20 protein-coding genes are annotated in these 24,218 nt (G+C 71.0%); 12 read left to right on the top strand and 8 right to left on the bottom strand.

Going from position 1 to position 24,218, the window contains the following annotated elements; genetic code table 11:
• Positions 1 to 10 precede the first annotated feature (10 nt).
• Both IPJ59_RS22235 and IPJ59_RS22230 read right to left on the bottom strand, forming a co-directional pair.
• Positions 11 to 820, bottom strand: a complete 810-nt coding sequence (locus IPJ59_RS22235) for a hypothetical protein (protein WP_293273211.1) — start codon at positions 818 to 820, stop codon at positions 11 to 13.
• Positions 790 to 1,389: a hypothetical protein gene (locus tag IPJ59_RS22230; RefSeq protein WP_293273210.1), complete on the bottom strand. Its 600-nt coding sequence runs from the start codon at positions 1,387 to 1,389 to the stop codon at positions 790 to 792. The genes IPJ59_RS22235 and IPJ59_RS22230 overlap by 31 nt, the downstream gene beginning before the upstream one ends.
• Positions 1,390 to 1,575: 186 nt before the next feature.
• Here IPJ59_RS22230 and IPJ59_RS22225 point away from each other — a divergent pair, with 186 nt between their 5' ends.
• The 9 genes from IPJ59_RS22225 (at position 1,576) to IPJ59_RS22185 (ending at position 12,116) form a co-directional block, all read left to right on the top strand.
• On the top strand, positions 1,576 to 2,283 hold the full coding sequence (locus IPJ59_RS22225) for a MotA/TolQ/ExbB proton channel family protein (RefSeq protein ID WP_293247981.1): 708 nt from the start codon (positions 1,576 to 1,578) through the stop codon (positions 2,281 to 2,283).
• Between the two features lies 1 nt (position 2,284).
• A complete protein-coding gene (locus IPJ59_RS22220) occupies positions 2,285 to 2,731 on the top strand; it encodes an ExbD/TolR family protein (RefSeq protein ID WP_293273209.1) in 447 nt (148 codons plus the stop codon).
• Positions 2,732 to 2,787: 56 nt separating this feature from the next.
• Entirely contained in the window at positions 2,788 to 3,651 is an 864-nt protein-coding gene (locus IPJ59_RS22215; RefSeq protein WP_293273208.1) for a hypothetical protein, read from the top strand.
• Positions 3,652 to 4,072: 421 nt separating this feature from the next.
• On the top strand, positions 4,073 to 5,344 hold the full coding sequence (locus IPJ59_RS22210; protein ID WP_293273207.1) for a hypothetical protein: 1,272 nt from the start codon (positions 4,073 to 4,075) through the stop codon (positions 5,342 to 5,344).
• Positions 5,345 to 5,492: 148 nt separating this feature from the next.
• Complete coding sequence (locus tag IPJ59_RS22205) at positions 5,493 to 6,374, top strand: Ppx/GppA phosphatase family protein (RefSeq protein WP_293273206.1); 882 nt, start codon at positions 5,493 to 5,495, stop codon at positions 6,372 to 6,374.
• A 52-nt stretch (positions 6,375 to 6,426) separates the two neighbouring features.
• Positions 6,427 to 7,272, top strand: a complete 846-nt coding sequence (locus IPJ59_RS22200) for a PHP domain-containing protein (protein WP_293247990.1) — start codon at positions 6,427 to 6,429, stop codon at positions 7,270 to 7,272.
• A 46-nt stretch (positions 7,273 to 7,318) separates the two neighbouring features.
• On the top strand, positions 7,319 to 8,890 hold the full coding sequence (locus IPJ59_RS22195; protein ID WP_293273205.1) for an ATP-binding cassette domain-containing protein: 1,572 nt from the start codon (positions 7,319 to 7,321) through the stop codon (positions 8,888 to 8,890).
• Positions 8,880 to 10,580 (top strand): hypothetical protein, encoded by a 1,701-nt coding sequence (locus IPJ59_RS22190; RefSeq protein WP_293273204.1) that lies wholly within the window; start codon positions 8,880 to 8,882, stop codon positions 10,578 to 10,580. The genes IPJ59_RS22195 and IPJ59_RS22190 overlap by 11 nt, the downstream gene beginning before the upstream one ends.
• Before the next feature lie 114 nt (positions 10,581 to 10,694).
• Positions 10,695 to 12,116 (top strand): DUF4215 domain-containing protein, encoded by a 1,422-nt coding sequence (locus IPJ59_RS22185; RefSeq protein WP_293273203.1) that lies wholly within the window; start codon positions 10,695 to 10,697, stop codon positions 12,114 to 12,116.
• A 24-nt stretch (positions 12,117 to 12,140) separates the two neighbouring features.
• Here the strand turns inward: IPJ59_RS22185 and IPJ59_RS22180 are convergent, their stop codons facing one another.
• Both IPJ59_RS22180 and pntA read right to left on the bottom strand, forming a co-directional pair.
• On the bottom strand, positions 12,141 to 13,565 hold the full coding sequence (locus tag IPJ59_RS22180) for an NAD(P)(+) transhydrogenase (Re/Si-specific) subunit beta (RefSeq protein WP_293273202.1): 1,425 nt from the start codon (positions 13,563 to 13,565) through the stop codon (positions 12,141 to 12,143).
• Positions 13,566 to 13,577: 12 nt separating this feature from the next.
• On the bottom strand, positions 13,578 to 15,173 hold the full coding sequence (gene pntA, locus IPJ59_RS22175; protein ID WP_293273201.1) for a Re/Si-specific NAD(P)(+) transhydrogenase subunit alpha: 1,596 nt from the start codon (positions 15,171 to 15,173) through the stop codon (positions 13,578 to 13,580).
• A gap of 138 nt (positions 15,174 to 15,311) precedes the next feature.
• Between pntA and moaC the strand changes: the two genes are divergently transcribed.
• The 3 genes from moaC to IPJ59_RS22160 all read left to right on the top strand — a co-directional run bounded on the left by moaC (position 15,312) and on the right by IPJ59_RS22160 (position 18,847).
• Positions 15,312 to 15,797, top strand: a complete 486-nt coding sequence (gene moaC / locus IPJ59_RS22170; protein WP_293273200.1) for a cyclic pyranopterin monophosphate synthase MoaC — start codon at positions 15,312 to 15,314, stop codon at positions 15,795 to 15,797.
• A 271-nt stretch (positions 15,798 to 16,068) separates the two neighbouring features.
• Positions 16,069 to 17,679: a serine/threonine-protein kinase gene (locus IPJ59_RS22165; protein ID WP_293273199.1), complete on the top strand. Its 1,611-nt coding sequence runs from the start codon at positions 16,069 to 16,071 to the stop codon at positions 17,677 to 17,679.
• Between the two features lie 241 nt (positions 17,680 to 17,920).
• Positions 17,921 to 18,847: a fibro-slime domain-containing protein gene (locus tag IPJ59_RS22160; RefSeq protein WP_293273198.1), complete on the top strand. Its 927-nt coding sequence runs from the start codon at positions 17,921 to 17,923 to the stop codon at positions 18,845 to 18,847.
• A gap of 24 nt (positions 18,848 to 18,871) precedes the next feature.
• Here the strand turns inward: IPJ59_RS22160 and glmS are convergent, their stop codons facing one another.
• The 4 genes from glmS to IPJ59_RS22140 form a co-directional block, all read right to left on the bottom strand.
• Positions 18,872 to 20,749, bottom strand: a complete 1,878-nt coding sequence (gene glmS / locus IPJ59_RS22155; RefSeq protein WP_293273197.1) for a glutamine--fructose-6-phosphate transaminase (isomerizing) — start codon at positions 20,747 to 20,749, stop codon at positions 18,872 to 18,874.
• A 90-nt stretch (positions 20,750 to 20,839) separates the two neighbouring features.
• Positions 20,840 to 21,661 (bottom strand): M16 family metallopeptidase, encoded by an 822-nt coding sequence (locus IPJ59_RS22150; RefSeq protein WP_293273348.1) that lies wholly within the window; start codon positions 21,659 to 21,661, stop codon positions 20,840 to 20,842.
• A gap of 29 nt (positions 21,662 to 21,690) precedes the next feature.
• Positions 21,691 to 22,479: a M16 family metallopeptidase gene (locus IPJ59_RS22145; protein ID WP_293273196.1), complete on the bottom strand. Its 789-nt coding sequence runs from the start codon at positions 22,477 to 22,479 to the stop codon at positions 21,691 to 21,693.
• 23 nt (positions 22,480 to 22,502) lie between these two features.
• On the bottom strand, positions 22,503 to 23,945 hold the full coding sequence (locus tag IPJ59_RS22140; protein ID WP_293248008.1) for a M16 family metallopeptidase: 1,443 nt from the start codon (positions 23,943 to 23,945) through the stop codon (positions 22,503 to 22,505).
• Positions 23,946 to 24,218: the final 273 nt, after the last annotated feature.

Here is a 24,218-nt window from a genome sequence, read left to right as displayed (position 1 = left end):
CCGTGCGTGTCTAGCCGGCGCAGCCGGGCTTGGCAAGATCGACGGAGAGGGGCGGCGCGGCGGCGTCGACGAGGAAGCCGAGCTCACAGTCCTGGCCGTCGACGTTGAGGCGGAGGCGGTAGGCGCCGCGGTCGAGGTCGCGGAAGCGCTGGGGGCCGTCGACGAGCTCGGCGCAGGCGATCGGCGGATCGGTGAGGCGCAGACCAGCGTCGCTGACGAGCTCGCTGCGATAGCGGCCGTCGGCGGTCTCGGGGAGCTCGTGGAGGTCGAGGGTGGGGTCGTCGTAGAAGATCTCCAGGCTGAGCTCGCTGCAGGCGGCGGTGCCGCGCAGATCGAGGGTCCACGGGAGGAGCGGGCTCACGAGCGCGAGGTCGAGGGGGACGAGGGTGTCGGGCTCGACCTGGACGGTCTCCTGCAGCTGGCCGAGCTCGTGGCCGGCGTCGTCGTGCCAGCGGAGGTCGAGGTCGTAGTTGCCCGGGCGGAGGTCGATGAAGATCGCGGCGGGCTCGCGGACGCGGTCCGCGGGTGAGGCGTCGCCGGCGTCGCAGTCGTAGTCGAAGCTGCGCCGGCGCTCGGGGGCGTCGTGGTCTTGCAGCTCGGCGCGTACGCGGGCGACGCGGGCGCCGCTGCAGGTGCGCAGGCGGTCGCCGGCGGCCACGGCGGGGGCGTCGGCGAGGTTGGCCTCAGGCAAGCGCCAGCGCAGCTCGATGCCGGTGGCGGGGTCGCGCGGCAGGATGCACGCGACCTGGCCGAACAGACAGGTCCCGAGGGCCAGGAGAAAATAAGGACTCAGGCGCAGCTCGGGTCCGGGGTGCAGCATGTGGCGAGGTCGAGGCGGGTGCGGCCGCTGGTGCTGGCGGCGGCGATGTTGTCGAGGCCGAGGACCAGCAGGTAGACCTGCAGGTCGGTGACGAGGCCGGGCTCGACGGTGCGGGTGCGGGGGCCGGGGACGAGGGCGCAGGGGGGGCTGAGGGTGCAGCCGCAGGCGCCGCTGTCGGGGCTGGCGACGAGGTCGACGTGGAAGTCGTAGGGGACCTCGGTGCGGGCGTCGACGCTGGAGAAGCCGCGGGCGGCGTCGCAGGCGTAGGTGATGCGCTCGAGCTGGCAGCTGGGGTCGTCGCAGCCGGCGGGGCAGTCGGGCTCGCACAGGCGCATCTGGACGGCGAGGGCGTAGGGGGTGGGCGCCGTGTCACCGTCGGCGAGCAGGCCGGTGAACTCGCAGAGGTCGGCGAGTTCGCCGGAGGGGAATACCTGGGTGCCCGAGCGATCGACGATGGTCCAGTTGATCTCGACCTCACCGCGGGTGTGCTCGCAGGCGGCGAGCAGGCACAGCGCCGCCGCGGTCGGCAGGGCGCGGGTGAAAGCGAGCCAGGGGCGCGAGGTCGCCACGGGGCGAGGATATCAGGCCGGCGGCGGCCCGGGTGGTGGGTGGCCCAGGCGTTGGCCCATTGTGTTGGCCCGAGCGGTGGTCCGAGGTGTGGCGGCCCGAGCGGTGGTCCGAGCGGTGGCCCAAGCGGCGAGGTGGTGGCCGGCGCGGGTTTGACGGGGGGCTGGCGGGCCGTGTAGCCTGCCGACGTGCTGCTGCCCTCTTCCCTGTCATTGCTCGCCGAGATCGATGTTCTCCACCTGATGTTCGGTGGCAGTGGCGCCGTGTTGGTGGTCGCGTACATCCTGACGGCGTCGTCGGTGCTGTCGCTGTTCGTGATCTTCTACAAGCTGGTGGCGATCAGCCAGGCGCAGTCGCAGTCGATCACCTTCCTCGACAAGTTCTGGGAGAGCAAGCGCCTCGACGAGATCTTCCGCCAGGCCGAGGCGCTCAAGTACAGCCCGCTCGCGGCGATGTTCCGGGCCGGTTACATCGAGCTGTCCAAGGTCAAGAAGGGGCAGACGCCCGAGACCGGGGCGATGCACGAGAAGATGGACGGCATGGAGAACATCGAGCGGGCGCTGGCGCGGGCCAAGGTCAGCGAGACGACCAAGCTCGAGAACCTGCTGCCGTTCCTCGCCACCGTCGGCTCGGCGGCGCCCTTCGTCGGGCTGTTCGGCACGGTGTGGGGCATCATGACGGCCTTCGCCAAGATCTCGGAGGAGGGCAAGGCCGACCTGGCGACGGTCGCCGGACCGATCGGCGAGGCGCTGATCGCCACCGCGATCGCCCTGGCGGCGGCCATCCCGGCCGTCGTGGCCTACAACTACTTCAACCGGCGCGTGAAGGTGCTGGGCTCCGAGATGACGACCTTCGGCAGCGACTACCTCAACATCCTCAAGCGGCACTTCTTCTAAGATGTCGGGCCTCCTCGAAGACGGGTTCCACGGCGACGGTCCGGTCGCCGGCATCAACGTCACGCCGCTGGTCGACGTGATGTTGTGTCTGCTCGTCATCTTCATGGTGTCGACGCCGCTGATGGCTCCGGAGGCGCCGATGCAGATCAGCATCCCCAAGGCGGTCGGCAGCCCGGTGGCGGAGGAGCAGTTCCTGCTGTCGACGATCTCGATCGACGCCAAGGGCGGCGTGTTCCTCGGCACCGTCGGCCTGTCGAGCGACCCGAACACCCTCGGCGCGGAGCTCGGCAGCAACGCCAAGCTCAAGGAGGCCGGGATGGTGTTCATCCAGGGCGACGAGAATTTGGCCTTCGACCGCGTGGTCGACGTGCTGGTCGCGCTGCGCACGGCCGGGGTGTCCAAGGTCGGCTTTCTCACCGACCCGCGCGGCGAGAAGAAGAAGACCTGAGCGTGTAAGCCGGAGCTGGGTGGCCCGCGTTCGGGGCCCGGGGAGAATCACTAGCCATGTCCGACCCGATCAAGGTTCGCACCACGCCCGCGCTGCTCTCGCCCTTCGTCTCGATCGGGCGCGAGTTCGGCGATCTGTTCCGCAACCCGACCGCGTTCGTCGGCGGGGTGGTGGGCTCGGCCTCGTTCATCGGCGCGGTCGTGGCCTTCGCGCTGTTCGGACCGAAGCTGGAGGCCAGCGCGGCGGCGCCGGAGGACGAGGAGCTCCAGATGGAGTTCATGCCCGGCGAGCTGATGCGCAAGGGCGAGAAGCTCGACCCGGAGGACATCCCCGAGAAGATCATCATCGAGGAGACGGTCGCGGCGGAGGTCAAGACGGAGGCCAAGGTCACCACCGACGAGAAGGCCGTGCCGAACCCGGAGCCGAAGAAGAACGACAAGCCCAAGGAGAACATCAAGGCGACGGAGAAGCCGGACCCGAACAAGAAGAACGCCAAGGAGTCTGACAAGAACCGCGACTCCAACACGCCGTACAAGGACATCCCGACGGTCAAGGACCCGCCGGGCAACCCCTTCGGCGACGCCAACGGCTGGTCCGACATGGCGAAGGACGGCGACCCGTGGGCCACGGCGGTGATGGGCGCGCTGAACGGCATGAAGGTCGGCGCGTACGCTGGCCAGGGCTCGCCGGCCGACTTCAAGTTCCAGCTGGTGATCTGTGCGGATGGCTCGATCGACGATGTACGGGCGAAGGGCGGCTCGGCCGACAAGCAGCTGCAGGACGCGATCAAGAATGCCCTGCAGATGCTCAAGATCCCCAAGGCGCCGCCGGACATCGCCAAGCAGCTCGCGGGCAAGTGCAAGAAGATCCCCTACGAGTTCACCTGGTCGGGCAAGGGGCAGTCCGGCAAGGTCAAGTAGGCGGGGGTGCTCGCGGCGGCGCTTCGTCCCCACGTAACCGGGGACGTCAGTCGGGCAAGGTCAAGCAGGCGGGGGTGCTCGCGGCGGCGCTTCGTCCCCATGTAACCGGGGACGTCAGTTGGGCAAGGCCAAGTAGGCGGGCGCTCGCGGCGGCGGCGCTCCGTGTCATGCACGTGGCCGGAGATGTTGTCGGGCACGGTCAAGTAGGCGGGAGCTTCGCGGACCGTTGGGAGCTGCGCCGCTGGGTCACGGCCGGGAGATCGCGCGTGGACGGGCGTCTATCGGCTCAAGGCGGGCCCAATCGGCCTGAATCGGTCGGAAAGCGCGGGGGTCGGCCAAAATTTGCGCCGCAGGGGGGTTCCTTTGCTTGCGGGGCGCATGTATGGTTCTGGTCGCTCACGCTCAGAGGTGTTTGTAGCCCATGATGCGCACGCTGTTCGGTACGTCCTTCCTCGCCACCCTCCTGCTCGCCGGCTCGTTCTTTGCCGGCCAAGACCCCGCGATCGCCAATGCTGCCCCTGACAGCAGTGTCGAGCTCGGGGGTACGGGCTTCCGCCTCTTGCGCCTCGCGGTGCCAGCCGACGGCCGCATCGGTGACATCCTTCGCAAGAACGCCACTATCTCCGGTGGCTTCGAGGTCATGGACCGTCGAAGCATCCCGGCGGCGCTGATCAAGGCGACGGATTTTAATAAGAAGGGCTGGCAGGACATCGGCTCCGAGTCGGTGATCCTCGCGGACGAGGCGGGCGGACAGTTCAAGTTTCGCCTCTACGACCTCGGCGCGGGCGACAAGCCGGTGCTGTCGCGTGGCTACGCGGCCACCGACCCGTTGAAGGCGGCCAACCGCTTCATGAACGACGTGATCGAGCACTACACCAAGACCCCGGGTGTGTTCGGCTCGCGCATCGCCTTCGTCCGCACCAACCGCACCCCGACCGTCACGAAGAACGTGTACGAGGTCGAGATGAACGGTGAGGCGCCGAGCGCGATCACCAACAACCGCTCGCTCAACGTGCTGCCGTCGATCGGCCCGGGCGGCCAGGTGCTGTTCACCAGCTACGCCAAGCGCAACCCCGATCTGTGGATCTCCAGCGGCGGCGCGCCGGCGCGGGTCTCGAGCCAGCCGGGCCTGAACCTCGGCGGCGTGATGAGCCCCGACGGCTCGACGATCGCGCTGACGCTGTCGAAGGACGGCAACTCCGAGATCTACACGATCGACACCAGCGGCGGCATCAAGGCCCGGCTCACCAACAACGCGGCGATCGACGGCTCGCCGACCTGGAACCCCGGCGGCAACCAGCTCGCCTTCGTGTCCAGCCGCAACGGCGGTCCGCAGGTGTTTCGCATGGGCTCCAACGGCTCGGGCGCGACCCGCCTCAGCAAGCAGGGCAACTACAACCAGACCCCGGACTGGAACCCCGGCCAGGGCACGCGCGGCAGCCTGGTCGCCTACGCCGGTCGCGACAACAGCAACCGCTACGACATCTTCGCGGTCGACGCCGGCGGCGGCAAGCTGACCCGCCTGACCCAGAACCCGGGCCGCAACCTCGACCCGTCCTGGTCGCCCGACGGCCGCATGATCGCGTTCCAGTCGACCGTCGGCGGGCTCGTCGTCGCCAACGAGCAGGGCAATAACCAGCAGCAGATCGCCAAGGCCGGCACCACGCCGGACTGGGGCCCGCGGGCGAACTGATTCCACGGCCCCTCCGGGGCCTGGGTGGCCGCGGACGCGGCCATCGGGTCTTTGGCCCTGCGTTGTGAGAAGGGACCGCCGCTTTGCGGCGGTTTCTGCTTTCGGGTTGGGTGACGATGGACCTGGTCCTTGGGATAGGCTGGTCGGTATGCGGGCTGTCATCGATATCGGGACCAACAGCGTGTTGTTGCTGCTGGCGGAGCGCGGGGCCGATGGGGCGCTGACGGTGCTGCGGGACCAGAGCACGATCACCCGGCTCGGGCAGGGGGCCGGGGCGACGGGGGTGCTGGCGGGGGAGGCGATCGAGCGCACGCTGGTGTGCCTCGCGGAGTACCGGCGGACGGCCGAGAGCGTCGGCGCGGCGATCACGGCGGTCACGACCGAGGGCGTGCGCATGGCGAGCAACCAGGGCGATTTCCTGGCGCCGGCGGAGGCGGTGCTCGGGGTGCCGGTGCGGGTGCTGAGCGGGGATGAGGAGGCGCGGCTCAGCTACCTCTCGGTCGCGCGCGAGACCCCGGAGGGCGGGCCCTTGCGGGTGCTCGACATCGGCGGCGGGTCGACGGAGCTGGTGCTTGGTGAGGGCGAGGTGATGCTCTCGGCCGTGTCTCACCCGGTCGGGGCGGTGCGGCTGACGGAGCGGCTGGTCAGCGCGGACCCGCCGACGCCGGCGATGCTGGCGGCGGTGCGCGAGGCGGCGCTGGCGGCCTTCCGTGGTCAGCCGGTCACGCCGCACCCGGTGCTGCACGCGCTGGCGGGCACGGCGACGACGACCGCGGCGCTGCTGCTCGGGTTGCCGGTCTACGACCGTCTGCGGGTCGATGGCAGCCGTTTCACGACGGCGCAGGTGGAGGCGCTGCGCGACGCTCTGGCCGGCGAGACGCTGGCGCAGCGGTGCCAGCGGCCCTGTCTCGAGCGCGGGCGGGCGGACGTGGTGGTGGCCGGGGTCACGATCTTGCTGGCGGCGCTCGAGCACTGCGGGGCGGGGACGCTGGTGGTGCGGGACCGCGGGCTGCGTTTCGCGCTGGTGTGAGTTGTGGGTCCGGCCGCGCGGCGAGGCGCGGGGATCGGTTAGGCTGCCGGGGATGCGCATCGACCTGCATTGCCATTCGACCCACTCGGACGGCAGCCTGGCCGCGGCCGAGGTGGCGGCGCGGGCGGGCAAGCAGGGGGTCGAGCTGTTCTGCCTGACCGACCACGACTCGCTCGACGGTTACCCGGCGACGGCGGCGGCGCTGCCGGGGGTGACGGTGCTGCGAGGGCTCGAGCTGAGCTGCAAGCACGACGGCAAGACGATCCACCTGCTGATGTATGGGGTGAAGCAGGGGCCCGGGGCTGACGCGCTCGCACAGCGGCTGGTGGGCGTGCTCGACGACCGTCGGAGCCGGTTGCGGGCGATCGTCGATCGTCTGGCCGAGCTGGGGATCCATCTCGATGGCGACCAGATCTTGCGCGAGACGGCGGGGCGCACGGCGGGTCGACCCGATGTCGCCCGCGCGCTGGTGGCCGCGAAGGCGGTCCGCAGCATGCGCGAGGCCTTCGAGCGCTACCTCCACGACAACGGGCCCGCCGACGTCGCCTTCGCCCGCATCAGCCTGGCCGAGGGGCTCGAGCTCGGGCGCGCGGCCGGGGCTCGCATGTCGCTCGCCCACCCGCACACACTGCGCTCGGCGGCCCTGGTCGCCGACCTGTACCGCCGCCACCGCAGCGAGGGGCTCGAGGGCATCGAGGCGCTGTACGGCCGCTACGCCCACGCGGAGCGCGAGGTGTGGCTGCGCATGGCCAAGCAGATGGCGCTGGTGGTCACCGGCGGCTCGGACTTCCACGGCGACGCGATGCCCGAGGTGACCCAGCCGGGCATCGAGATGCATGAGCCGCACGCGACTCGCCTGCGCGCGTGGCTCGAGGTCGGCGCCGCAGCGAGTGCGTGAGGCTGGCCGGAGGGACATGGTCGAGGGGACAGGTCCCGCGGGACAGGTGAAAGCGGGGCCTCTGCTGGCGGTGCGCGGGTTGTGCGTGGATCGTCCGGACGGGGCGCCGTTGCTGGTGGATGTAGCGCTGGAGCTGCGGGCGGGTGAGGTGGTGGCGGTGTTCGGGGCGAGCGGTGCGGGCAAGTCGACGCTGACGACGGCGCTGCACGAGCCGGACAGCCTGCGGGCGCGGGGCTTCGCGGTGCGGGCGGGTGAGCGGCGGGTGGCGACGGCGGTGGGGATCGTTCCGCAGCGGGGGGCGCTGTTCGATCACTTGAGCGCGGCCGACAACATCGCGCTGGCGCTGCGCAACGCGGAGCCGCCGGTGAGCGCGGACGCGGCGGCGGTGGCGGCGTGGATCGCCCGCGTCGATCTGCCGGTGGCGTGGAGCGAGCGGGGCGGGGCGGCGCAGGTCAGCGGCGGCGAGGCGCAGCGATTGGCGGTGGCGCGGACGCTGGCCGGCGGGCGCAAGATCTTGCTGCTCGACGAGCCGTCGGTCGGGCTCGACCCGCACCGCGTCACGCTGCTGGCGGCGACGCTGCGCCAGCAGATCGCGGCGGGAGAGGCGACGGCGCTGGTGGTCACCCATGACCTCGGCTTCGCGGCGGCGCTGGCGGATCGCTTCCTGTACATGGATCCGCAGCTGCGCCGGCCGGTCGAGCTGGCGGTGGCGCCGGCCCGATCGCCGGCGGAGGTGCCGGCGGTCGAGCAGGCGCTGGCGGCCGCGGTGCGGGAGCGCCTGTCCCGAGAGACAGCTGTGCACGGCGGGCATGTTCGGCCGGGCTGGGGAGCGCGGCTGCGCGGGCTGGTGAGTTCGTGGTCGGCGCCGTTCGGGGCGGCGACGCGGGTGTTGCTGGCGATCCCGGCGGCGTTGCGGCGGCCGCGGGACTTCGCGGAGGTGGCGAGGGTGACGCTGTCGCAGGCGCTGTGGCGGCCGGCGCCGTTCTTCGCGATCGTGTCGCTGCTGGTCGGCTGCACGCTGCTGTACATCTTTCATCGGGCGCTCGGCGGCGGCGGACTGCCGGTGCGACCGGACCGGGTGTTCTCGCTGATCGGGTCGATGCACGTGCTGGCCCTGGCGCCGCCGCTGTCGGCGATCCTGTTCGCGGCGACCTCGGCGAGCGCGATCACGGCGTGGCTCGGCGGGATGTCGCTGACGCGGCAGACCGCGGCGCTGCGCGGGCTCGGGATCGCGGAGGCGCGCTACCTGTGGCTGCCCGCCTGGCTGGCGCTGGCGCTCAGCTACGTCGTGCTCGCGGCGCTGTTCACCGCGGGGATGGTGGCGGGCGGGGTCGCGTACTTGCAGCTGTATGCGCCCGAGGCCGGCGACGCGCTGGCGCTGGTGACCGCGGACCTGTTCGACCCGCCGGCGGAGCGGGCGGTGTTTCGCACGCGGGCGGCGGTGCTGGTGGTGATCTACGCGGTGGGGATAGCGAGTGATGCCGTGGCGAAGGGGTCGCAGGAGAAGACCAGCGCCGAGTCGGTGACGGCGGCGATGGTGCGCAGCGTGATGGCCTGTACGCTGTGGGTGGTGGCGATCGAGCTGGTCTCTCTGGTGGTGGTGTACGGTGCGCGCTAGGCGAGCGGCGCTGGCGGGGCTCGGGCTGGCGGGGCTCTGCTTCGCCGGCGGGCGCGAGCTGCTGCGGGAGGCGGCGCAGGTGGTGCCGCTGCGTGTCGAGGTCGCGACGCCGGGCGCGAGCGCGGCGTCGGCGTCGGGTCTGCGCTGGCGCGGGACGGTGTCACCGGCGGCGCTGGCAGAGCGGCTGGTGGCGAGGATCGACGGGTTGCCAGTGCCTGTGGTGCGGGACGGCGGGGCGCTGACGCTGGGGCTGGATGGCGCGGGGCCGGGGCACCACCTGATCGAGCTGGCGCTGACGCAGCAGGGCGGGCGCACGCAGACGATCACCGACACGCTGCTGGTGGGGCCGTTTGCCGAGCTGTCTGAAGGGACAGCTGATGAGGATCGGCCGTGCGGGCTGGCGCTGACGATCGCCGAGGGGGCGATTCAGCGGCTGCTGGTGCCGCCCCTGCGTGAGAAGCTGCTGGCGGCGGCGCAGGCGAGCCCGCTGCTCGGGCCGGCGACGACGCTCGAGCGGGCGGAGCTGATCTTGCTGAAGGACTCGTTGCGCGTGCGGGTGGCGCTGGCGGGGGTCAATCGCGTGGCCGTGGATGCGTATCTGCAGGTCGCGCCGAGCGGGCCGCGGGGGCTGGCGCTGGGGCTCGTGTGGCTCGGGCCGGTCGAGTTTGGCGGGGAGATCCGCACCCAGGCGACGGTCGGCGGGGCGGCGGTCGGGGCGGCGCTGACGGGGCCGCTGGCGCCGCTGGGGGCGATCGGTGGATATGTCCTCGCGGACAGGTACGTGAGCAAGCGGGCGCACGAGGAGGTGCGCACGCAGCTGCGACGCGGGCTGGAGCAGGTCGGCGCGCTGGCGCTGCTTCCGGAGCGGGCGGAGCTGCTGGTCGCTGAGCCACGCTCGGCGGTGGCGCTCGGATTTTGCGGGCCGGTGACGATCGCGGCGGGCACGGGGATCGCGGCCCAGCTGTGGCTGCGGTCGCTGGAGCCCGGGTCGGCGGTCCCGGGCCCGGTGCGGCGCGGGGTGGCGCTGCCGCAGCGAGCTGTCCCGGAGGACATGTCTGGGGCGCCGGCCGACGTGCAGCTCGACCTGTCGATCGACGTCGTGAACGCGCTGCTGCACGCGTGGACCGGCAATGGTTTGCTGGCCGAGCAGGTGTCCGCCGCGGGCTGGACGGCGCAGGTGGATCATGAGCTGCGGGCGTGGACCCTGCTCACGCTGGCGGGGCTGCGGGTGGAGCGGCCGCCGGTGCTGATGGCGGCGGACCAGGGCGCGCCAGGGCCGGAGGGGGACGCGTGGGCGTTGAGTTTCGGCGGCTTGCGGCTCGACCTGCGCGGTGGCGAGGCTGCGGGGGCCGTGGTGGCTGCGGGGCGCGGATGGGTGATGCCGCGCTTCGACGCGGACAGCGGGCGGATCGAGCTCGGCGGGCGGGTCGATCGCCTGCGCATCACCTGCGTCGAGGGCGGCACGCTGGCGCCGTGCTTCGGCGCGTTGCTCGAGCTCGGCGAGGTCGAGGCGCGGCTCGACGCGCTCCTGGCCCCAGGGACAGGTCGCCTGCCAGGCCTCGACCTGCGCGGGCTGCTGCGCGCGCGCACGCGGGCGCTGCGGGCCGAGGGTCTCGACGTCGAGGCGCTGGCGCTCGCGGTGCCGCCGGAGCACCCGGGGGTGTTGCGGGTGACGGCGCGGCTGCGCTAGCGGTCAAGCGCGTCTCGCCGACCTCGCGGTGCTCCGGGTGGCGGCGCGGCGGCGTCAGGCGCTGGTGCGCGGGGGGTGGCCGCCACGGGCCATCAGGCTGGCATATCCTGGGCCATGGCCCGCTTACACCCTTCGTTGTTGCCCGTCTCGTTGCTGCTCGCCTGCGCCGGCGGTGAGGACCCGACCACCGGCTTCGTGACGGTGACGACGCCGATGACCTCGTCGACGGGGATGGAGTCGACGAGCGGGATGCCGGCGCCGACGACGAGCGGGCCGGAGTCGACGTCGGGCGGGCCGGGCGGGACAGGCGAGAGCGGCACGGGGCCCGACACGGACTCCGGGGCGAGCAACGCGACGACCGAGCCGGCGCCGATCTGCGGCGACGGCAAGGTCGAGGGCGGCGAGGCCTGCGACGACGGCAACGCGGTCAACACCGACGAGTGCCTCGACATCTGCAAGAAGGCGGCGTGTGGCGACGGCTTCGTCCAGGTCGGGGTCGAGGAGTGCGACGACGCCAACGTCGACAACGACGACGAGTGCCTGGACACCTGCGTGGCGGCGAAGTGCGGCGACGGCTTCGTGCAGGGCGCCGAGGGCTGCGACGACGGCAACGCGGAGAACACGGACGGCTGCCTCGACACCTGCGTCGCGGCGGTGTGCGGCGACGGGCTGGTGTGGGAGGGGGTCGAGGGCTGCGACGACGGCAACCAGGTCGACGACGACGCGTGCAGCAACATGTGCGCGGCGGCCAGCTGCGGCGACGGCGTGAAGCAGATGGGCGAGGGCTGCGACGACGGCAACCAGGTGAACACGGACGGCTGCCTCGACACCTGCCAGCCGGCGAAGTGCGGGGACGGCTTCGTGCAGGCGGGCGTGGAGGAGTGCGACGCGGGCGGGATGAACAACGACAACACCGGGCCGTGCCGCACGGACTGCACCGAGTGCGACTGTCAGGGCAACGACCTCAAGGGCAAGACCTGCAAGGACATCCCGGGCTTCAACTGCGGGACGCTGGCGTGCGGCGGCTGCGGCTTCAACACTTCGATGTGCGTGAGCGCGATGGCGCCGAACTTCATGGGGCAGGTCGGGCCGGACTTCTCGGCGGACGGCTGCTGGCAGCAGTGCGAGGGCTACCTCGACCAGCCCGGCGGCGACGAGGTGCCGAAGGAGTGGGGCAACGACTGTGTGGGGACGCAGTTCAAGAAGCTGCGCATCGCCTGCGGGGCGAGCACCAACCAGTACCGCTTCATCACGGTCAACAAGAACGTCTTCAAGGACGGGCTCAACGCCTACCCGGAGATGGGGCTGATCACCGAGGCGAAGGATCAGAACAAGAACGACTTCGTGACCCAGAACCAGATCTACGCGACCGGTAATCACCCGCACACCGGGGTGAGCTGGTGGGGCAACGGCAACGGCTGCAACGAGGCCAGCCTCAGCGTCACGATCAACAACGGGTGCTCGTGGGAGGCGGCGAACTGCTTCGGGCAGAACCTGGGCGGGCCGCGCTACCTGTGGGTGTACGTGTCGCCCTAGGTGGGGTGGGCGGGACGACCTGGCTCACTCGTCGCGTAGGCGGGTGAGCAGGGCGTCGACGTTCTTCTTGGCGTCGCCGTAGAGCATGCGGGTGCAGTCCTTGTAGAAGAGCGGGTTGTCGACGCCGGCGTAGCCGACGCCCTTGCCGCGCTTCATGACGACGACCAGGCGGCTCTTCCACACCTCGAGCACGGGCATGCCGGCGATCGGGGAGCTGGGGTCGTCCTGGGCGCCGGGGTTGACGATGTCGTTGGCGCCGATGACGAGGACGACGTCCGTGGTGGGGAAGTCGCTGTTGATCTCGTCCATCTCCATGACGATGTCGTAGGGGACGTTGGCCTCGGCGAGCAGGACGTTCATGTGGCCTGGCAGGCGGCCCGCGACTGGGTGGATGGCGAAGTGGAAGTCGCAGCCGCGGGCGCGCAGGAGCTTGGTGATCTCGGCGACGGGGTGCTGGGCCTGGGCGACGGCCATGCCGTAGCCGGGGACGACGATGACGCTGCGGGCGTCGCGGAGGGCCTGGACGACCTCGTCGAGCGAGTACTCCTTGCACTCGCCGACCGGGGCGTCGCCCTTGGGGGCCGCCACGGCGCCGCTGTCGCTGCCGAAGCCGCCGGCGATGACGCTGAGGAAGGAGCGGGCCATCGCCTTGCACATGATGTACGAGAGGATCGCGCCGCTGCTGCCGACCAGGGCGCCGGTGACGATGAGCAGGTCGTTGGAGAGCATGAAGCCGGCGGCGGCGGCGGCCCAGCCGGAGTAGCTGTTGAGCATCGAGACGACGACGGGCATGTCGGCGCCGCCGATCGCCATGACCATGTGCACGCCGAGGACGCAGGCGATGCCGGTCATGATGAGCAGGGGCTGGAGGCCGTGGTGGTTGTCGGCGAGGAACTGGTAGCCGAGGAAGGCGCAGCCGAGCAGCATCGCCAGGTTCATCAGGTGGCGGCCGGGCAGGGCCAGGGGTTTGCCGCCGATGCTGCCGCGCAGCTTGAGGAAGGCGATGACCGAGCCGGTGAAGGTGATCGCGCCGATGAACACGCCGATGAAGATCTCGACGCTGTGGATCGTGCCCTCGGTGCCGGTGGGGTGGGCGCCGGGGTCGAGGAAGGAGGCGAGGCCGACGAGCACCGCGGCGGCGCCGACGAAGCTGTGGAGCACGGCGACGAGCTCGGGCATCGAGGTCATGGCGACGCGGGCGGCCAGGGTGGCGCCGATGATCGCGCCCGGGACGATCGCCACGGCCAGCATGGCGAAGCCGCTGCTGCCGACGTTCATCGCCCCGGCGAGGTTCTGGCCGAACGCGGTGGCGAGCACGGCGAGCAGCATGCCGATGATGCCGTAGAGGTTGCCGCGGCGGGCGGTCTCCTGCCGGGAGAGGCCGCCCAGGCTCATGATGAAGAGGGCGCTGGCGGCGATATACGTGACAGTGAGGAGGCTGTACGACACGTTGCGAGGACCTTACTTGCGGAACATCTTGAGCATGCGCTGGGTGACGAGGAAGCCGCCGGCGACGTTGATGGTCGCCAGCAGGATCGCCGCCGCGCCGAGGATCGTGGCGGCCGAGGTGGGCGCCCCCGAGACCTGCAGCATGCCGCCGAGGATGATGATGCCGCTGATCGCGTTGGTGACGCTCATCAGCGGGGTGTGCAGCGCAGGCGCCACGTTCCACACGACCTGGTAGCCGATGAAGCAGGCCAGCACGAACACGGTGAAGTGGCTGAGGAAGGCCGGCGGGGCGCCGACGCCGATGCCGACCAGCGCGGCGCCAGCGAGCAGCAGCGGCAGCGGACTGCCGGGCTCGCCCGCGGGTGGGCCGTGGTGGCCGCCGCCGTGCCCCCGAGGCTTGCTTGCGGGCTTGCTCGCGGGCTTGCTGGTGGCCACGGGGGTCGCGGCGGGCTTGGGCTCGGCGGGCTTCGCTGCGGGTGTTGGTGCGGCGGCGGGCTTGGGGGGCGGCCACTTGAGCTCGCCGTGGCGGAGGACGAGGGCGCCGCGGACGACCTCGTCGTTCTCGTCGACGCGGTAGTTGGCGGCCTTGCCCATGTCGTCGAGGAGGTGGCACAGGTTGCTGCCGTAGAGCTGGCTCGACTGGCTGGCCATGCGGCTGGGGAGGTCGGTGTAGCCGACGACGGTGACGCCGGCGTACTGGACCTTCTCGCCGGGGACGGTGGCCTCGCAGTTGCCGCCGGCCTCGGCGGCGAGGTCGACGAGCACGGAGCCCGGGCGCATGAGGTCGAGCATGTCGCGGGTGATCAGCTTCGGCGCGGGGCGGCCGGGGATCAGCGCGGTGGTGATGATGATGTCGACCTCTTTGGCCTGACGGCGGAACAGGTCCATCTCGGCGGCGATGAACTCCTCGCTCATCGGCTTGGCGTAGCCGCCCTCGCCGGTGCCGTCCTCCTTGAAGTCGAGGAGCAGGAACTCGGCGCCCATGCTCTCGATCTGCTCCTTGACGACCGGGCGGGTGTCGAAGGAGCGGACGATCGCGCCGAGGCCCTTGGCGACGCCGATCGCGGCGAGGCCGGCCACGCCGGCGCCGATCACCAGCACCTTGGCCGGCGGGACCTTGCCGGCGGCGGTGATCTGGCCGGTGAAGAAGCGGCCGAAGTTGTTGGCGGCCTCGACGATCGCGCGGTAGCCGGAGATGTTGGCCATCGACGACAGCGCGTCGAGCTTCTGCGCGCGGGAGATCCGCGGGACGGCGTCCATCGCGATGACGGTGGCCTTGCGCGCGGCGAGCTGCTCGAGCAGCTGCTTGTTCTGCGCGGGGTAAATGAAGCTGATCAGGGTGCCGCCCTCGCGCAGCAGCAGGACCTCATCGGCGGTCGGCGGTCGCACCTTGAGCACGACGTCCGCCGCGGCCCACAGGCTGCGCGCGTCGGGCACGATCTCGCAGCCGACGTCGGTGTACGCGAGGTTGACGAACTCCGCGGCGGCGCCGGCTCCGGACTCGACGATGACGTCGAATCCGAAGCTCTTGAGGCGCTTGGCGGTGTCCGGGGTGGCAGCCACCCGGCGTTCGCCCGGGTGGATCTCCTTCGGGATGCCGATCTTCATGTGCGTGAGCCTGCGGGGGCCCCTGGCAGTCCTAGGGCCGGGCCCATGGATATCACGCCAGCGCGGAGGCTGGGTGCTCCACGCCAGGGCCCGCAACGGGCGTGGACGTGACGTTTGAGGCCGCGTACGGTTGGGGCGATGAGCGACCCACTGAGTCACTTCGACCCTGGCGGCGCGGCGCGGATGGTGGCGGTGACGGACAAGCCGGAGACGCCGCGTGGGGCGGTCGCGCGGGCCCGGATCCGCATGGCCGGCGCCACGCTTGCGCGCATCGTCAGCGGCGCGGTGGGCAAGGGCGACGTGCTCGGGGTGGCCCGGCTGGCGGCGATCTCGGGGGCCAAGCGGACGCCGGATCTGATCCCGCTGTGTCATCCGGTGCGGCTGACCGGGATCTCCGTCGACTTCACGGTGCGGGAAGATCTACCGGGCGTCGACGTGGTCGTGCAGGTCGCGGCGGTCGACCGCACTGGTCCCGAGATGGAGGCGATGACGGCGGCGGCGGCGGCGGTCCTGACGATCTACGACATGTGCAAGGCGATGGACCGCGGCATGGTGATCGAGGTGATCGAGCTGGTCGAAAAGTCAGGTGGCAAGTCGGGCCAGTGGTCGCGTGAGGCCGGCTGAGGCGGCCGCGATCGATGCTGTGCCAAGGAGTGGGACGTCGTGCGCGCGGGGCCGAACGGCGCGGCGGCGACTCGCTGCGGGCACGGGGGCGTCTGCGGGCTGCGATTGGCGCGGTCGACCGGGTCCGCCCATGGTGTCGCGCGAGGACATGGCGCCCACATTTTGGTGCGTCCTCCGGTCGACCGGGTCCGCTCGTGATGCGACGCGATGAGCCCGGAGTGGCGATCGAAGCGGTGGCGCGGCGAGCCGGCGAGGGTCTATGCTCGCGGCCATGGCGGCGGGCGACTCGAGTGCTGCGTCGGCGCACGAGGCCGTGGGTCCGGCGCGGGCGGGGTTGCCGAAGCGCTGTCCCAAGTGTGGCGAGCGCTACCCGGCGGACTTTCGCGTGTGCCCGCGCGACGCCTTCGAGCTGGAGGCGCCGGCGGGTGAGGTCGACGACCCCTACGTCGGGACGACGCTGGGGGGCAGCTACCGCATCGACGCGGTGATCGCCGACGGCGGGATGGGCCGGGTGTACGAGGCCCGGCACGTGCGGCTGCCGGATCGCAGCCTGGCGGTGAAGATCTTGCACCGCACGCTGGCGGGGGATGTCGAGGTCGTGTCCCGGTTTCGCCGCGAGGCGGAGATCGCGGACGCGATCGATCACCCGAACGTGATCCGCGTGTTCGACGTGCAGAGCACGCTCGACGGGGTGCCCTTCATCGTCACCGAGTTTCTCCGCGGCGAGGACCTGGGCCAGCGGCTCGAGCGCGAGGGTCGACTCAGCATCGCCGACACGGTGCACATCCTCGGGCAGGTGTGCGACGTGCTGGCGGCGGTGCACGCCCGCGGCGTGATCCACCGCGACCTCAAGCCGAACAACCTGTTCCTCGTCGGCGACCCGGCGCGGCCGACGGTGAAGCTGATCGACTTCGGCATCGCCCGCCTGCGCGGGCCCGACGACGCCAAGGCGACCCAGACCGGCGTGGTGATGGGTACCCCGGCCTTCATGGCGCCGGAGCAGGCGCGGGGCGAGCGGGTCGACGCGCGGGCCGATATCTATGCGGTCGGGGCGATCGCCTACTGCTGCGTCACGGGCCGCGGGCCCTACGACCTCAACGACGCGGCGGCGGCCCTGCACGCGGTCCTGATGTCGGAGCCGCCGCGGCCGCGCAGCGTGGCGCCCGACGTGCCGGAGGACTTCGAGATGGTGCTGCAGCGGGCGATGGCCCGCGACCGTGAGGAGCGCTACCCGACCCTGGAGGCGCTCGGTGAGGCGTTCGCGGGCTTTCACGCGGGCGGCAGCGACGGCCCGACGGTCCCGGGTAGCTCGGCGATCGTGGCGACGCGGGCGCTCGGTCGCGGCGACGGCGAGCTCGCGGCGGTAGCGAGGCGGGCGCGACCGGAGCTGGCGGCGATGTCGGCGGTGGCCTTCGTGATCCTGGTCGGCGGGCTGGCCGAGGCGCTGACGGCCGCGTTCACGGCGTCGTCGCTGCCGGGCGCGGCGGGTCGGCTGGCGGTGCTCGCCGCGGTGGCGACGCTGGCGACGCCCGCGTATTTGTACATCCGCTTCCTGCGCATGCGGGTGTGGCCCAACAGCCCGCAGGCGCTGACGTGGTCGCGCAACGTGGCGATGGTGGTCAGCGTGGGCGTGTGCGCGTACGCGTCGAGCTACTTGCTCGGTCGCCTCTTCGACCTCGCGCTCGGCGAGGGCGACGGCCCGGACGGCTGGGGCCGGGTCGCGCCGTGGGTGATCGGTCTGGGCGCGGGCGGGGCGGCGTGGTTCACCCGGGCCCGTCGCCGCTACGCACGGGCGGCCGACACTGGTGAGGTGCTGGCCGGGACGAGCCTGCACGCGGGCAGCAACGCCGCGACGATGTTGAGCGGCGTGACGCGGCGCTAGTCGGGGCGAATTTTCGGGCTCCACGGGCGCGCCGCGAGGGGTACCGTCGGACAGGACTACGTGGGGCGGAGCGAGCAGGCGAGCTGCGGGGTCCGCCGGTCGTTTGGGGTCAAGCGCGGTGTGGCCGGGCCGCGACGCCCGTGGAGCTCGGTGAGGCTAGCGGTGGCGGTTTGTCCGCGGGAGATCATGCGTCGGCGCGCGCGGTCTTGCGCCCGGCGGCGGGGCCCGGCAGTCTCCGGGGATGCCCCGACGTGCCCATGTCCTCCTCTGTCTCGCGCTCATGAGCGCCTGCGGCGACGACACGCGCCGCGAGGCCAGCGACGGCTCGGCGTCGACGCCCACCTCGGCCTCGGTGTCCGGCATCACGCTCGGCGGCGAGGGGAGCTCGGTAGGGATGTCCGAAGGGACAGGTGGCATCAGCGGCGGCTCGGGGTCGACCGGTGTGAGCGGCCCGGGCGACACGGGCGACAGCTTCCCGGCGACCAGCATCGAGTCGGGCTTCACGACCGGCTTCGGCAACGAGGTGGGCGGCGACACGCCGGGCGACGAGTGCGACCACGTGCTGCACGCGACGGTCCGCGACTTCAAGGAGTCGCACCCGGACTTCGAGTACAAGATCAAGAGCGAGAAGGGCATCGTGCTGCCTGACCTCGGCGACGACGACAAGCCGGTGTACGCCAGCCCCGACGTGACGGTGTCGACCACGGGCAAGGCGAACTTCGACCAGTGGTACCGCGACGTGGCCGGCGTCAACGCGCCGTTCTCGGTCGACATCGCCCTCGCGGACGCGGGCGGCGGCCTGTACAGCTACGACAACCCGGCGTTCTTCGTGCTCGACGGCAAGGGCTTCGGCGCCGAGGGTCACGAGCACAACTATCACTTCACGCTCGAGCTGCACACGGAGTTCGTCTACCGCGGCGGCGAGGTGTTCAAGTTCCGCGGGGACGACGACCTGTTCGTGTTCATCAACAGGAAGCTGGCGATGGACCTCGGGGGCGTGCACGGGCCCGAGGAGGCCGAGGCGGTGCTCGACGATCTGGCCGGCGACCTGGGGATCTCACCGGGCGGGACCTACCAGCTCGACTTCTTCTTCGCGGAGCGGCACACGAAGGAGTCGAACTTTCGCATCGAGACGACGATCGAGTGCCTGACGCCGCCGATCGGGTAGGCGCGTCAGGATCTCGCGCCAGCGTCACTCCACGGTGACGGACTTGGCGAGGTTGCGGGGCTGGTCGACGTCGGTGCCCTTGAGGTCGGCGAAGTGGTAGGCGAGCAGCTGGAGCGGCACGCTGGCGAGGATCGGCTGCAGCTCCTCGGCGATGTCGGGGACCAGGATGATGTCGTCGGCGAGGTCGCCTAAGGCCTGGTCGCCCATGGTGGCGAGGGCGATGATCTTGCCCCCGCGGGCGCGCACCTCCTCGAGGTTGGAGAGCACCTTGCTGTAGCCGGGCCCGCGCAGGGCGATGACCACGACCGGCATCTGCTCGTCGACCAGCGCGATCGGGCCGTGCTTCATCTCGCCGCTGGCGTGGCCCTCGGCGTGGATGTAGCTGATCTCCTTGAGCTTGAGCGCGCCCTCGAGGGCCACCGGGTAGCACAGGCCGCGGCCGAGGAAGAGGCAGTCGCGGGCGCCCATGTAGCGGCGGGCGATGATCTTGATCGCGGCGCTCTGGGCCAGGAGGTTGTCGACGTAGAGCGGCAGGCTCTGCAGGCCCTCGATGAGCCTGGCGGCGCGCTCCGGGGCGAGGGTGCCGGTGCGGCGGCCGAGGTGGATCGCCAGCATCGTCATCAGGGTCAGCTGGGTGGTGAAGGCCTTGGTGGAGGCGACCGAGATCTCGGGGCCCGCGTGGGTGTAGAGGGTCTGTTCGGCGACGCGGCTGAGGCTCGCGCCCTGGACGTTGCAGATCGCGAGGGTTCGGGCGCCGCGCTGGCCGGCCTCCTTGAGCGCGGCGAGGGTGTCGGCGGTCTCGCCGGACTGCGAGATGGCGAGGGCGATGTCACCGGGGCGGACGATCGGGTCGCGGTAGCGGAACTCGCTGGCGATGTCGACCTCGACGGGGATCCGCGCGAGGCTCTCGATCAGGTAGCGGCCGGTGAGCGCCGCGTGCCACGAGGTGCCGCAGGCGAGCATGATGATGCGGCTGCGCTCGCCGAGCTCGAGCTGGAGGCCGCCCATGCGAGCGTCGTCGGCGAGCAGGCCGTTGCCCAGCATGGTCTGGTGGATCGCGCGGGCCTGCTCGTGGATCTCCTTGAGCATGAAGTGGCGAAAGCCCTGCTTCTCGGCGGCCTGCGGGCTCCAGTCGACGCGGCGACGCGGGCGCTGGACGGCCCTGCCACTGGCGTCGACGATCTCGTGGCTGGTGGGGGTGACGCGGGCGACGTCGCCGTCCTCGAGGTCGATGACGTGGCGGGTGTAGGCCAGCACGGCGGCGACGTCGGAGGCGACGAAGTTCTCCGGGCCGGGGCTGTCCTCGCCGAGTCCGGGGCCGCCGAGGGCGAGCAGCAGCGGCGAGCTGTGGCGCGCCGCGACGATCGCGTCGGGCTCGCCGTCGTGGACGACGGCGAGGCCCCAGGTGCCGTGCAGCAGCGGTACGACGCGGAGGACGGCGCGCAGGAGGTCGGGCTCGCGCTCCAGCTCGCGCTCGATGAGGTGGGCGATGACCTCGGTGTCGGTCTCGCTGGCGAAGGCGCGGCCGGCCGCGACCAGCTGGCTGCGCAGCTCGGCGTGGTTCTCGATGATGCCGTTGTGCACGACGGCGACGCGGCCGACGCGGTGCGGGTGGGCGTTTAGCTCGGAGGGTCGGCCGTGGGTGGCCCAGCGGGTGTGGCCGACGCCGCAGTGGCCGGGCAGCGGGGTCTGGCCCAGCTGGTCGGCGAGGGCGGCGATCTTGCCCTTGCAGCGGACCACGTCGAGGACGGGTCGCTCACCACTGTCGGTGGTGCCGGTGGCGCGGGTGGTGTGGACCGCGACGCCGGCGCTGTCATAGCCGCGGTACTCGAGCTTGCGCAGGCCGTCGAGGAGGATCGGGACGGCCTGGCGAGGGCCGGTGTAGCCGATGATGCCGCACATGGGTACCCCTGACGCGAGAGGGTCCCGCATGCTTCCGACGCGGAAGCGAATGCGGGACCCGGTTCGGTTACCACGACCGCGGGGGTCGGGTCACTTCTTGGCTGCGGGAGCGGCCGCGGGGGCCGGAGCGGCTGCCACGGGAGCAGCGGCCGGAGCGGGGGCCGAAGCGGGGGCCAGTGCGGCCTTGGGCTGGTTGGCGGCGCACAGGGGGTTGCCCTTGTCGGTGCACTCGAGGTCCGTGTTGTAGTGCACGATCGTGGCGCCCGGCAGGACCTCCTTGATCTGCGGCTCGACCTTGTCGGCGCGGCCGACGACGACGACCACGGGGATCTCGTGCATGTACTTGCGGGCCATCGTCTTGATGTCCGTGATCTGGACCTTGCGGACCTCGTCGCGGTAGGTCTTCCAGTAGTCCTGCGGGAGGCCGAAGGTGAGGATCGTGCGGACGCGGCCGGCGATCTGGTCGGCGGTCTCGATGCCGAGGGGGAAGCTGCCGACGGCCTGGGTGAGGACCTCGTCGTACTCCTTCTGGGTCGGCTCCTCGTCGCGCATCTTCTTGATGTGGCCGAACAGGGCGGTGAGCATCTCGCCGGTGGTCTTGGTCTTGGTCTTGGTCCAGATGGTCCAGGTGCCGGGGGCCTGGCCGGGCTCCATCTGCGAGTAGACGCCGTAGGTGAGGCCCTTCTCCTCGCGGACGTCGAGGAAGAGGCGACCGGTCGAGCCGCCGCCCAAGATCCGCGAGGCCATGTCGAAGCGGATCCAGTCGGGGTGCTTGCGGGCGAGGGCGAGGTTGCCGATGCGGACCTCGGACTGGGCCGAGCCGGGGCGGTCGACCAGGTGGATGACCAGCTTGGTCGGCAGCTTGTAGTCCTTGAAGCCGTTGAGCGGGTTGACCGGGGCCTGGCCCTCGATCGGCTTCCACTTGCCGAAGATGCTCTCGATCAGCGGCTGCGCCTCGCCGGGGTGATGTCGCCGGAGAGGATCAGGTAGGCGTTGTTCGACCGGTAGAAGCTGCTGTGGAACTTCTTGAGCGCGTCGATGTTGACGCCGTCGATCTGGGCATCGGTCGGCATGGGCCGGCCGTAGGGGTGACCCGCGGGGTAGGCGGCCATGCCGAACAGGGTGTCGGCGAGGCCGTCGGCGTCGGCCTTCATCGCCTTGAGGGCGGTCTTGGCCTTGTCCTTGAGCTTGGTCAGCGCGGCCTCGGGGAAGGCCGGGTTGATCACCTCGTCGGCCATCAGCGTGAGGGCCAGCTTGGTGTCCTTCTTCATGACCTGGGCGAAGACGTTGGTGTCGTGGGCGCCGGCGCCGGCCCCGAGGCTGCCGCCGACGAACTCGATCTCCTCGTCGATCTTGGCCTTGGTCCGCGACTTGGTGCCCTCGCCGAGCATCTGCGCGGTCATCTCGGCCAGCTGCTCGTCGTCCATGGTGCCGGCGCGGATGACCAGCTGGGCGGTGATGAGCGGGACCTCATGGTTCTCGACGACGTAGACGTCGATGCCGTTCTTGGTCGTGAACTTCTGCAGGTCGGGGAACTGCACCGGGCGCGGCTCGGCGGCGGCGGGCGGGTCCTGGTAGACGCGCTTGGGCGCCTCGACGACGGGCGGCGGGACGACGACGGGGGTCGGCTCGGGCGGCTTGGGGGGCGGCTCCTTCTTGCAGGCGACCAGGGCGAACGAGGTGGCGAGCAGGACGGCGACGCGATGGGTGGTGTGATGACGGGTCAACATGTTCGTTTGCGTGTCCTTGGCTCTCAGCCGGGGCCCATCATGTTCGCCTTGCCGGCGGCGGGCTTGATCTCGAGGGTGAGCCAGTTGGCGCCCAGGTACTCGTTGGCGACCCGCTTGATGTCGGCGGGCGTGACCTCCTGATACTTCTGGAGGTCGGTGAGGACGCGCTTGGGGTCGTTGTAGAACAGCGCGCCGGTGGCGATGGAGGAGGCCCGGCCCTGGTTGGTGGCGAGGGTGCTGACGGTGCCCATGACCTCGCTGTTGATCGCCTTCTGCAGCTCGCGGGCGCTGATGCCCGACTTCTGCATCTTGGTGACCTCGTCGCGGATGACCTGCTTGATGGCGTCGAAGTTGCTGGTCGGCAGCGGCATGGCCTGGACGAACACGAGGCCGGCGTCGCGCTGCGAGAAGTGGGCGCCGCCGGCGAAGGCGACCAGCTTCTTCTCGTCCTGAAGGATCTTCGGGATGCGGGCCGACTCGCCGACCAGCAGGATGTTGCCGAGCAGGTCGAGGGCGTAGCGGTCCGGGTGGGTCTGGCCGACGGTGTGCCAGCCGAGCAGGTAGAGCGCCTGCTGGGCCAGCGGGTCCTCGACGCTGCGCTCGAAGGGCTTGCTCTTGTCGACGGCGCCGGTCGGGGTGGGCGGGCGCTCCGGGCCGCGCTTGATGTCGCCGAAGTACTTCTCGACCTTGGCCTTGAGGTCGGCGAAGTCGATGTCGCCGACGAACACCAGGACCGCGTTGTTGGGGCTGTAGTACTTGTCGAAGAAGGCCTGGACGTCGGGGGTCTGGGCGGCCTCGAGGTCCTCGAGGCTGCCGATCACGGTGTGGCCGTAGCCGGTGCCCTTCCACGCGTCGGACAGCCAGTTCTGGATCGCGCCCGAGTAGGGCACGTTATCCATGCGCATGGCCTTCTCTTCTTTGACGGCCTTGCGCTGGTTCTCGAAGTTGGCGTCGGTGATCTCCAGCGAGCGGAGCCGGTCCGACTCGAGCCAGAGGCCGAGCTCGAGGTACTGGCTCGGCAGGTTGTTGTAGTACATCGTCATGTCGTACGAGGTGCCGGCGTTGTTGTTGCCGCCGACGCGCTGCACGAAGGTGAGGTGGCCCATCGGCGGCACGTTCTTGCTGCCCTCGAACATCATGTGTTCGAAGAGGTGGGCGAAGCCGGTGCGGCCCTGGACCTCGTCGCGCGAGCCGACGTCGTACAGGAGGGTCATGTTGAAGGACGGCGTCGAGTGGTCCTCGACCACGAACACGCGCAGGCCGTTGGCGAGCTCGAAGTTCTGGATCGGCAGGTCGAAGCCGGGGCCGGACTGGGCCTTGCCCTTCTTCACAACCTTGGCGGTCGCGGGCGCGGCGGTTGTCGCGGGAGCAGGAGCGGCGTCGGCGAGGGCCGGAGCCGCGAGCAGGCAGAGGGCGACGGCGACGGCGCGGCGGCGCGTTCGTCCGTGAGAGGGATGCAGCGACATCGAATGGTCTCCTCGAGGGTGTGGCGGCGGGCAGCGAGGCGTCGCGCCGGCCGCGGCGCCGCGACCCTAGCACAAGGTGCCCCTCGCGCGTGACAGGTGTCCGGGACGCCAGATCTCTCACAAGGGCCAGGGGACAGGCTGGTCCCGGGGTGCCCCGCCTTGGTTGACAGGGCATGCACCCAAACCCTATAAATCCGCGCGCTTGGCGGGGGCCTTCGGCCGCCGCTTGTGCATTGGGGCGTCGGCAAGTGGTAAGCCAGCGGGTTTTGATTC

The sequence above is a fragment of the Nannocystis sp. genome (genome assembly GCF_016714285.1).
Lineage (GTDB): Bacteria > Myxococcota_A > Polyangia > Nannocystales > Nannocystaceae > Nannocystis.
The sequence above is the reverse complement of the archived record's forward strand: the minus strand, read 5'-3'. Positions and strand labels throughout refer to the sequence as shown.